The sequence below is a fragment of the Reyranella sp. genome (assembly GCF_036558665.1).
Classification (GTDB): domain Bacteria; phylum Pseudomonadota; class Alphaproteobacteria; order Reyranellales; family Reyranellaceae; genus Reyranella.
Genome location: NZ_DATBFE010000156.1, coordinates 1 through 9,954, shown reverse-complemented (window position 1 = coordinate 9,954; position 9,954 = coordinate 1). Strand labels below are relative to the sequence as shown.

Below are 9,954 nucleotides of genomic sequence, written 5' to 3'. Positions count from 1 at the left end.
CGGTTTCGCCCACCATCGCCGCGATCTCCGGAAGCTTCGACATGTCGGCTTTGACCAGGAGCGCACGCCGGCCGGCTGCCCGGATTCGGGCAGCGACCGCCTCGGCTGCCGGAGGATCATCCAGCCAATTCACCGAGACGTCGGCTCCTTCGCTCGCCAAGGCCGCGGCGATTGCCGCCCCGATCCCCTGCTGGGCGCCGGTCACCAGCGCCACTCTGCCCGACAACTTCATCGGCACCATTCCCTGTTCGGCGCCGATTCTGCCACATCGGCGCGCGCTTGCGTGGTCCGGTCACCATCGCTATAAGCCCCCTTCCTTCGGTGGCCTGGCCGAAAGGGCATTGCCTCGGCCACCTGTCGTAACCCTTTGAAAAGGAATGAAAATGCCCAAGATGAAGACCAAGAGCGGGGCCAAGAAGCGCTTTCGCTTCACCGGCACCGGCAAAGTGAAGCACGGGGTCGTCGGCAAGCGCCACGGCATGACCAAGCGGGGCAACCGCTTCCTGCGTCAGCAGACCGGCATGACTCTCGTGTCGGAGCCCGACACCCGGATCATCAAGCGCAACTTCTTCCCGTACGAGAGGTAAGCCATGGCACGCGTCAAGCGGGGCGTGGCTGCACACGCTCGCCATAAGAAGGTCCTGAAGCTCGCCAAGGGCTATCGCGGCCGCGCCAAGGTGGCGTTCCGTGTCGGCATCGAGAAGGTCGAGAAGGGCCTGCAATACGCCTATCGCGACCGCCGCAACAAGAAGCGCACGTTCCGCGGGCTCTGGATCCAGCGCATCAACGCCGCGGCGCGCGAGCACGGCATGACCTACTCGCAATTCATGAACGGCATCCTGAAGGCCGGGATCGAGGTCGACCGCAAGGTGATGGCCGACCTTGCGGCGCGCGAGCCGGCCGCGTTTAAGGCCCTGGTCGAACAGGCCCAGGCCGCCCTCAAGTAACGTCTGCGCGTCGCCCCGCGGCGCAACGGACAGCAATCGCAAGGAGGGAGCCTGGACGGCAGGCTCCCTTTTTCGTGTTCGGTTTCGAAAGTGAGCGAAGGATGGACGATCTTTCGACGATTCGCAGCGAGGCGCTCGGCGCGGTGGCCGCGGCCGCAGATCTTGGGGCGCTCGACGCCGTGCGCGTGGCGGCGCTCGGCAAGAAGGGTAGCGTCACCGGGCTGATGAAGACGCTGGGCGGGCTCGCACCCGACGCGCGCCGCGAATTCGGCGCGCGCGTGAACCAGCTCAAGAGCGAGATCGAGGCCGCACTCGAGGCGCGCAAGGCCTCGCTCGGAGCCTCGGCGCTGGCCGACAGGCTCGCCGCCGAGAAAGTCGATGTCAGCCTGCCGACACGTCCGGACTTTGCCAATTGGGGCCAGGGCACGCTGCATCCGATCGGCCAGGTCATGGACGAGCTTGCCGCGATCTTCGGCGAGATGGGCTTCGCCTGGGCCGAGGGTCCCGACATCGAGGACGACTGGCACAACTTCACTGCCCTCAACATTCCGCCCGATCATCCGGCGCGCCAGATGCAGGACACGTTCTATCTGCCGCCACGGGCCGACGGCACGCCGATGGTGCTCAGGACCCACACCTCTCCGGTGCAGGCGCGCACCATGCTCGACAAAGCCGTGCAGAAGATGCTGGCCGATGGCGGTTCGCTGCGCGTGATCGTGCCTGGCCGCACCTTTCGCCTCGACAGCGATGCGACCCACACGCCGATGTTCCATCAGGTCGAAGGGCTGGTAATCGACCGCACGACGCACATGGGCCACCTCAAGGGCTGCCTGGTCGATTTCTGCCGGGCTTTCTTCGAGGTCGACGAGTTCCCGATCCGCTTCCGCCCCTCCTACTTCCCCTTCACCGAACCGTCGGCCGAGCTCGACATCGGCTGCTCGTGGAAGGACGGCGAGTTGCGTATCGGTGCGGGTGACTCGTGGCTGGAAATCCTGGGCTGCGGCATGGTGCATCCGCGCGCGATCGCCAATTGCGGCCTCGATCCCGCCGTCTACCAGGGCTTCGCCTTCGGCATGGGCATCGATCGCATCGCCATGCTGAAATACGGCATTCCCGATCTGCGCAGCTTCTTCGACTCGGACCTGCGCTGGCTGCGCCATTACGGCTTCTCGGCGCTCGAATGGCCATCGCTCACGCAGGGTCTGGGGCGATGAGGGGACTCGGCCGATGAAATTCACGCTGTCCTGGCTCAAGGAGCATCTCGACACCGATGCCTCGCTCGCCGAGTTGCGCGAGCGGCTCACCCTGCTCGGACTCGAGGTCGAGGACATCACCAATCCGTCGGAGACGCTGACAGGGTTCGTCGTCGGCCATGTCGTCGAGGCCGTCCAGCATCCCAATGCCGACCGGTTGCGTCTGTGCAAGGTCGACACGGGCGCCGGCATCGTCCAGGTCGTGTGCGGCGCACCGAATGCACGTACCGGCATGAAGGGCGTCTTCGCCCCGACCGGCAGCTACATTCCCGGCACGGGCATCACGCTCAAGGCCAGCAAGATCCGCGGCGAAGAGAGCAACGGCATGCTCTGCTCCGCGCGCGAGCTGCAGCTCGGCGACGACCACAACGGCATCATCGACCTGCCCGCCGAAACCACGACAGGTGCGCCGGCCGCCGAGGCGCTCGGCCTCGACGATCCGGTGATCGAGATCAAGGCGACGCCCAACCGCGCCGATTGCCTCGGCGTGCACGGCATCGCGCGCGATCTCGCCGCATCGGGTCTTGGCGTCTTGAAGCCGTTCAAGGCCGACCGGATCGCCGGCACCTTCATGAGTCCCATCAAGTGGACCCACGGCTACCGGCCCGAGCCGGACAGCCCCTGCCCGATCGTCGCCGGCCGCTACTTCCGCGGCGTGACGAACAGGCTCTCCCCCGACTGGCTGCAGCGGCGGCTGAAGGCCATCGGGCTGCGGCCGATCTCGGCCCTGGTCGACATCACCAATCTCGTCACCTTCGATCTCAACCGGCCGCTGCACGTCTTCGATGCCAAAAAACTTGCCGGCGATCTGGTCATGCGCCAGGCCCGCGAGGGCGAGACCATCCTGGCGCTCGACGGCAAGACCTACACCCTCGATCCTTCTGTTTCGGTGATCGCCGATTCGAAAGGCGTGCACGGCATCGGCGGCGTCATGGGCGGCGAGGATACCGGCGTCCACGAGGATACCACGGAGGTCTTCCTCGAGGTGGCCTACTTCACTCCGATCCCGGTTGCCGCTACCGGCCGCAAGCTCGGCATCCAGTCCGACGCGCGCTACCGTTTCGAGCGCGGCATCGATCCGCAGTCCGTGCACTGGGGCGTCGATGTCGCCACCCGTTTGATCCTCGAGCTGTGCGGTGGCGAGGCGAGCGAGATCGTCTCGAGCGGCGTGATGCCGAACTGGCAGCGCAGTTACACGCTGCGCCGCGACCGTGTGAAGACCCTGGCTGCGCTTGACGTGCCGGCCCCGGACACCGCCGACATCCTGACCAAGCTCGGCTTCACGATGACCGGTACCGGTCCGTGGACGGCCGCCGTCCCGTCCTGGCGTCCCGACATCGTCGGCGAGGCCGATCTGGTGGAAGAGGTGGCGCGCGTCTGGAGCTACGACCGCATTCCGGCCGTGTCGTTGCCGCCGCTGTCGACCACCTCCAAGCCGGTGCGCGATTCCGTGCAGCGGCGTGTACCGCTGGCCCGCCGCGCACTTGCCGCGCGCGGCATGAACGAGGTCGTGACCTGGTCGTTCCTGCCCTTGAAGCACGCGCAACGTTTCGGCGGCGGTGGCGCCGATCTGCGGCTGCTGAACTCGATCGCATCCGAGCTCGATACCATGCGGCCCTCGATCCTGCCCAACCTGATCGACGCCGCGTCCCGCAACGAGGCGCGCGGACTGCGCGATCCGGCGCTGTTCGAGGTCGGCCCGCAGTACAGGGACGCGACGCCGCGAGGCCAGGTGCGCATGGCGACCGGCCTGCGCCACAACTTGGCGGTGCCGCGCAACTGGGCGGGCCCGCCGCGCACCGTCGATGCCTTCGACGCCAAGGCCGATGCGCTGGCAGTGCTGGCCGCGATCGGCGCCCCTGACAATCTCGCGACCCAGGCCGGCGCGCCGGACTGGTACCATCCCGGCCGCTCGGGCACGTTGAAGCTCGGCGATCGCGTGATGGCCTGGTTCGGCGAGCTCCATCCCGAGATCGTGTCGGCCGCCGACCTCAAGGGCCCTGTCGCGGGCTTCGAGGTCTTCCTCGACGCGCCGCCACTTCCCAAGGCGCGCGCCACCAAGGCGCGGCCGCGCCTCGTGCTCTCGCCCTTCCAGCCGGTGGAGCGCGATTTTGCCTTCGTGGTCGATGCCGGCGTGGAGGCGGACAAGCTGGTGCGCGCCGCGCGCAATGCCGACAAGGTCCTGATCTCGGCCGCCCGCGTGTTCGACCTCTATGCCGGCAAGGGTGTGCCCGACGGCAAGAAGTCGCTCGCCGTCACGGTGACCCTGCAGCCCATGGAGCGCACGCTGACCGATGCCGAGATCGAAGCCGTGTGCGACAAGATCGTGGCGCAGGTCACGAAGGCAACCGGCGCCGTGCTGCGTGGTTAGAATTCATCGTCGTCTTCCGGACCGCGATCCTCCGGCTCGCACGTGATCCTGAGCGCGCAAGATGCGCACGGTCCAAATGAGTATGAAATGACCGACCTGTCGTTGATCCGCAATTTCTCGATCATCGCCCATATCGACCATGGCAAGAGCACGCTGGCCGACCGGCTGCTGATGCGCTGCGGGGCCGTGACGGAGCGCGAGTTCCACGATCAGATGCTCGATTCCATGGACATCGAGCGCGAGCGCGGCATCACCATCAAGGCGCAGACGGTGCGGCTCGACTATCCGGCCAAGGACGGCAGGACCTATGTGCTGAACCTGATGGACACGCCGGGCCACGTCGATTTCGCCTACGAGGTCAGCCGCTCGCTCGCCGCCTGCGAGGGCTCGCTGCTGGTGGTCGATGCGAGCCAGGGCGTCGAGGCGCAGACGCTGGCCAACGCCTATCACGCGATCGAGGCCGACCATGAGATCATTCCGGTCCTGAACAAGATCGACCTGCCGTCGGCCGAGCCGGAGCGCGTGTCGAAGGAGATCGAGGACGTGATCGGCATCGACACTTCCGATGCGATCCGCGTCTCGGCCAAGACCGGCCTCGGCATCGACGATCTCCTCGAGGCGATGGTGAAGCGCCTGCCGCCGCCCAGGGGCGACCGCAACGCACCGCTCAGGGCCTTGCTGGTCGACAGCTGGTACGACCCCTATCTCGGCGTCGTGACCCTGGTGCGGGTGATGGAGGGCGTGTTGAGGAAAGGCCTGCGCATCCGCATGATGTCCGCCGGCGCCGCCTACGATCTCGACAAGGTCGGGGTCTTCAGGCCCAAGCCGACCGACGCGGCCGAGCTGGGCCCCGGCGAGATCGGATTCATCATCGCCGGCATCAAGACCATCGCCGACTGCAAGGTGGGCGATACGATCACCGACGACAGAAAGCCCGCGACCGAGATGCTGGCGGGCTTCAAGCCCTCGGTGCCGGTAGTGTTCTGCGGCCTCTTCCCGGCCGACGCGGCGGAGTTCGAGACGCTGCGCGAGTCGCTGGCCAAGCTCAGGCTGAACGACGCCTCGTTCCACTTCGAGCCCGAGACCAGTGCGGCGCTGGGCTTCGGCTTCCGCTGCGGTTTCCTGGGCCTCCTGCATCTCGAGATCGTGCAGGAGCGGCTGGAGCGCGAGTTCAATCTCGACCTCGTCACCACCGCGCCCTCGGTCGTCTACAAGGTCAGGATGACCGACGGCACGGAGATGGAGCTGCACAATCCGGCCGACTATCCCGACCCGGTCAAGATCGAGAGCATGCAGGAGCCGTGGATCAAGGCGACGATCATCACGCCCGACGAGCATCTCGGCGCGGTGCTGACGCTCTGCCAGGAGCGGCGCGGCCAGCAGGTCGAGCTGACCTATGCCGGCACGCGGGCGATGGCGATCTATCGCCTGCCGTTGAACGAGGTGGTGTTCGACTTCTATGATCGCCTGAAGTCGGTGACGCGCGGCTACGCGAGCTTCGACTACGAGATGGCCGGCTACGAGGAGAGCGAGCTGGTGAAGCTCACCATCCTGGTCAACTCCGAGCCGGTCGACGCGCTCAGCATGATCGTGCACAAGAACGCCGCCGAGAGCCGCGGCCGAGCGCTGTGCGAGCGGCTGAAGGACCTGATCCCGCGCCAGCTCTTCAAGATCGCGATCCAGGCCGCGATCGGCGGCCGCGTGATCGCGCGCGAGACCATCAGCGCGCTGCGCAAGGACGTGCTGGCCAAGTGCTACGGCGGCGACATCAGCCGCAAGAAGAAGCTTCTGGAGAAGCAGAAGAAGGGCAAGAAGCGCATGCGCCAGGTGGGCGACGTCGAGATCCCGCAGTCGGCCTTCATCGCGGCGCTGAAGATGGACAGCCGCTAGTTCTCGGAAAACAGCCCTGGTTTCTCACGGTTTCTCAGCGCATGAGAAAGCTCCGATGCCCATGCCATGGGCACTTCAGGCCATTTCCTCACCACACCCCGTGTCTCACTTTTGGGGTGCACTCCAGTGCATCCTCAGGAGAGGCTGCTGCTGCCACGCCGCCGCGGCCGCGAGCTGCTGAGGAAACGCGGATCGGTGCGACTGCCGATGCGGCGGCCGATCCAGAGCAGGATCACGCCCAGGATGGTGAAGACCGGCAGCGCCGGCGTCGTCAGGACCGGCAGGACGAGGCCGCGCCACAACGGGCTCGACGGATGGCCCTGCACGGGATGGACGGCGGCATAATCGAAGCGCGACCAGAGTTCGCCGAGCGGCATCAGGCGAAACGACCCTTCGGACCACCAGGCCAGGCAATCATGCACGATCGCCGCTACGGCCATGGCCAGCAGCACCCATCCCAGGCCCCGGAACACGACCATCACTCCCCCCACACGCAACCCGCAGCCAGCCTAGCCAAGGGCGCCGCCCGTGGGAAGATGCCGTTGCCCCGGCCGGCGGTCAGGCTATAAGAGCGGCCGACCGCGCCCCGGCGATTGTGAACTGGACAGGTGGCCGAGCGGTTTAAGGCACACGCTTGGAAAGCGTGCGTGGTGTAACAGCCACCGCGGGTTCGAATCCCGCCCTGTCCGCCATCCTGCCGCACAGGATTGGTATCGGCGCAGCTCGACTCGCGCATTGGAGTTCCTGTCGCGCCTGCCGACGCGTTATGCGTCAGATGACAGATGCGCGCTCGGTGGAAATCCGAGCTGTGGAAAATGCCAATTCGATCGATGGCGTGACGCCGCCCGACCATGGAAAGATGCTTCCCATGCCGGAGGGTAATAGTTTCGTTTGGGCGGCCGTCAACCTCGCCTTTGCCTGGGGTGCCGGCGCCATCATCGGGTCGGGCTCAGCGCTTTGGATACTGAGGACCGTTCTGTCCGAAAGACTAAAGGCGGCCATCAAAGCCGAGTACGACGAAAAGCTCGAAACGCACAAAGCGCAACTGAAGGCGCAATCGGACATCGCCATCGAGCGGCTTCGTTCCAGCCTGGCGATGGCGGCCAACGAGCGGCACTTGGTCTTCAGCAAGCTTCACGAGAAGCGGCTTGAAGTCATCGCGGAGGTATACGCATCGCTGCATGCGTTTATCGGCGCTCTCGGCAACTATGCCGTTTCCCTCGGGCCGATGGCCCAGAAGGGGCCGTCGCAAAGCGAACGAGGGCAGAAGGCCGCGGAGATCGGCTACGGATTCGCGGCACTCTACGGTGAGAAGCAGATCTTCATCCCAAAGCCGACCGCGAAGAAGCTCGATCAGATCCGCGAAGCCGCGACCCTTCTCTACTACCAGTTCTTCTTCAACGTGGATGCCACTCCGCAAATCAGTGGCGAGGTAGCGAGGCAATGGCGAGAGGTCGTGCTGAAGCTCGAAGACTTGTCGAAGAGGGCGATGGTCGATTTGCAGGACAACTTCCGGAGCCTTCTTGGCGGCACGCTTCCCGATGGACGCTGACTGCGCCAACGCCTCTCCGATAAAGCCGCCGCAGCGTCACCGGCGAAGCCGGCAAGCGATTGGTCGGCTTCGAAAAATGCCCACTTGGTGCCAGGCACAAGTGCGGTGAGCCGCACGATCACCGTCCCCGCATGATGTTGTTTCGACGGTCCGCGGAAGCATCCGCCGCCGCGTCGGCAGAGCTACCCTTGCGGCGGGAAGCGCTCGAACGCCGGCAGTTCGTGAGAGCGCGCCATCCAACCGATCCGTTCGGCGACCTGAATGTGCGCTCGCGCCGGAACGACGTCGGGATCGTCGTAGGTCGCGCTCTGAATATCGATCCTGCCCGGCAACATTTCCTCATTGGCATAAAAGAGCCCGGTGCCGCAGTCGGGGCAGAAGTGCCGCCGACCGTGTTCCGAGGATGCGTAGACTTTGGGCGTGCCCCTCGTCACCTTGACGGCGCCTTCCGGATACATCGTCCAGCCGACCATCGGTGCACCGGCGTGGCGACGACAGTCCGTGCAGTGACACAGCGCATGAGTGAGCGCTTCGCCCTCGACTTCATAGCGGATCGCGCCGCAATGGCAGCCTCCGGTGATCATGGTCTGCCCTCCTCTCCCTGTCCAAAGGTCCGTGTCGCTGCCGGCTCAGTCCGGGCCCTCGATCGGAGCGTAGCTCGCCAGGCCCCCCAGCGCCGCTTCGAGCAGGCGGCGCATCGCTTCCGGCCGCGAGATGCCGGCCCGCGCGGCCCATCGATCGAGCGCGTCGACCGTGGCAGGCGCCAGCCGCACCGGCACGACCAGCGCATCGGTCTCTTCGCCGCCTGGCCGTCGAACCGGCCTCCTCGTTGCTGTCTTTCCGGAAACGCGCGGCCGCGATCCCGCTTTCGCTTTTTTTGCCATCTCTGACAATCTACCGGGGCACGAGCCGGCCGACTGTGGCCATTGAGGGCCTCGCCGGGAGATTTCGAGGGCCGGGCGAAGGCACGCAATGTCGTGACGAAGGACGCATCGATCCGGGACGGCGGTGCGGCGGTTTGAGCCGCATCTGCAGGCCTTCCAGATTGTACAGCCGGCGCACGCGCTTGACGTTGATCAGCCAACCCTCCCGCCGCAGCAGCACATGCATACGCCGGTAGCCATAGCGCACACTCGCCTGCGGGGAGGTTGTTTTCAGTTGGCATCAAGTCGCCATCCTTGTCTGCTCCAAGAAGCGGGCTGTCCCTGACCAGGTTGTTGAGTATTTGCGAGCGCCGGAAGTGAATGAGGATGTTCCGATGTTCTTTTCGAGTCTACGGACGAACCGGACTACTCTTGCTCGTTCTGTCCTTCAAAAATGAACTCCGCGAGAATGTCGATAACTGGAACTTCATTACATGGGATGCGGTGCTGGCGAAGTACGCTCGGTATAGGAAGCGGTCCAAAAGCATGACGGTCCAAGCGGGCACCCATGCTACCTGCCAACACGCCACAGACGATTTGTGCGGCGGAGCCGTACGCGACTGACCTCACAAAGCTCGCGCCGTGGATCGCTTCGGCAGCGTGATGCCGTTGTCGCGCAGCTTACGTTCCAGGACGGGGATGCCGACGGCGAAATGGCCTTGGTCGCATTCGGCGATTGCGGTCCTGGTTTCGAGGTCGGGCTTGCTCGCGCCGTCCATGGCGCTGGTGGCGATATAGCGCCAGGCCAAATCCCCCAAGGCTGCGCAATAGGAGGCGTCGTCGGCCCGGGCCACCAGTGGCAGCAACAGCAGGCCGAGCCCGCAGGCGACGGCGCGACATAGGCGCATACGCAGTATCATCGTCCGTCGCGCGCGGCCGTCGAACCAATTCCTGGTCGCAACCGATCACTCCCGAGTGATCGGTTGGCCGTGACCTGAGCCCCGCGTTTCATCCAGCCGGAGATAAAATCCGTTCGTTATTGCTCTGCTCCCTGACGTTGGACCGCCGGTAGATTTTT

General features: G+C 65.4%; 11 protein-coding genes, 1 tRNA gene and 1 pseudogene. 7 read left to right on the top strand and 6 right to left on the bottom strand.

The window, feature by feature from the left end:
• A partial coding sequence (locus VH499_RS22950; protein WP_332055093.1) for an SDR family NAD(P)-dependent oxidoreductase occupies window positions 1-232 on the bottom strand: 232 nt, incomplete at its 3' end.
• 151 nt (window positions 233-383) lie between these two features.
• Here VH499_RS22950 and rpmI point away from each other — a divergent pair.
• From rpmI to lepA, 5 genes are all read left to right on the top strand, one after another.
• On the top strand, window positions 384-587 hold the full coding sequence (rpmI, locus tag VH499_RS22945) for a 50S ribosomal protein L35 (RefSeq protein WP_332055092.1): 204 nt from the start codon (window positions 384-386) through the stop codon (window positions 585-587).
• Between the two features lie 3 nt (window positions 588-590).
• Window positions 591-947 (top strand): 50S ribosomal protein L20, encoded by a 357-nt coding sequence (gene rplT / locus VH499_RS22940; protein WP_332055091.1) that lies wholly within the window; start codon window positions 591-593, stop codon window positions 945-947.
• Between the two features lie 101 nt (window positions 948-1,048).
• Window positions 1,049-2,161: a phenylalanine--tRNA ligase subunit alpha gene (gene pheS, locus VH499_RS22935; protein ID WP_332055090.1), complete on the top strand. Its 1,113-nt coding sequence runs from the start codon at window positions 1,049-1,051 to the stop codon at window positions 2,159-2,161.
• A gap of 13 nt (window positions 2,162-2,174) precedes the next feature.
• The gene (gene pheT, locus VH499_RS22930; protein WP_332055089.1) at window positions 2,175-4,571 is read left to right on the top strand and encodes a phenylalanine--tRNA ligase subunit beta; all 2,397 of its coding nucleotides are present in this window, start codon (window positions 2,175-2,177) and stop codon (window positions 4,569-4,571) included.
• Between the two features lie 87 nt (window positions 4,572-4,658).
• The gene (gene lepA / locus VH499_RS22925; protein WP_332055088.1) at window positions 4,659-6,461 is read left to right on the top strand and encodes a translation elongation factor 4; all 1,803 of its coding nucleotides are present in this window, start codon (window positions 4,659-4,661) and stop codon (window positions 6,459-6,461) included.
• Between the two features lie 134 nt (window positions 6,462-6,595).
• Here lepA and VH499_RS22920 read toward each other — a convergent pair whose 3' ends face one another.
• Window positions 6,596-6,940: a hypothetical protein gene (locus tag VH499_RS22920; protein ID WP_332055087.1), complete on the bottom strand. Its 345-nt coding sequence runs from the start codon at window positions 6,938-6,940 to the stop codon at window positions 6,596-6,598.
• Between the two features lie 123 nt (window positions 6,941-7,063).
• Between VH499_RS22920 and VH499_RS22915 the strand changes: the two genes are divergently transcribed.
• Window positions 7,064-7,153, top strand: a tRNA-Ser gene (locus tag VH499_RS22915).
• A gap of 83 nt (window positions 7,154-7,236) precedes the next feature.
• Entirely contained in the window at window positions 7,237-8,013 is a 777-nt protein-coding gene (locus VH499_RS22910) for a hypothetical protein (RefSeq protein WP_332055086.1), read from the top strand.
• Between the two features lie 182 nt (window positions 8,014-8,195).
• Here the strand turns inward: VH499_RS22910 and VH499_RS22905 are convergent, their stop codons facing one another.
• The 4 genes and pseudogenes from VH499_RS22905 to VH499_RS22890 form a co-directional block, all read right to left on the bottom strand.
• On the bottom strand, window positions 8,196-8,597 hold the full coding sequence (locus tag VH499_RS22905) for a GFA family protein (protein WP_332055085.1): 402 nt from the start codon (window positions 8,595-8,597) through the stop codon (window positions 8,196-8,198).
• Between the two features lie 45 nt (window positions 8,598-8,642).
• Window positions 8,643-8,897: a CopG family transcriptional regulator gene (locus VH499_RS22900; protein WP_332055084.1), complete on the bottom strand. Its 255-nt coding sequence runs from the start codon at window positions 8,895-8,897 to the stop codon at window positions 8,643-8,645.
• Between the two features lie 118 nt (window positions 8,898-9,015).
• Window positions 9,016-9,153, bottom strand: a pseudogene (locus tag VH499_RS22895) (IS3 family transposase); the annotation flags it as partial.
• 349 nt (window positions 9,154-9,502) lie between these two features.
• The gene (locus tag VH499_RS22890; RefSeq protein ID WP_332055083.1) at window positions 9,503-9,784 is read right to left on the bottom strand and encodes a hypothetical protein; all 282 of its coding nucleotides are present in this window, start codon (window positions 9,782-9,784) and stop codon (window positions 9,503-9,505) included.
• Between the last annotated feature and the right edge of the window lie 170 nt (window positions 9,785-9,954).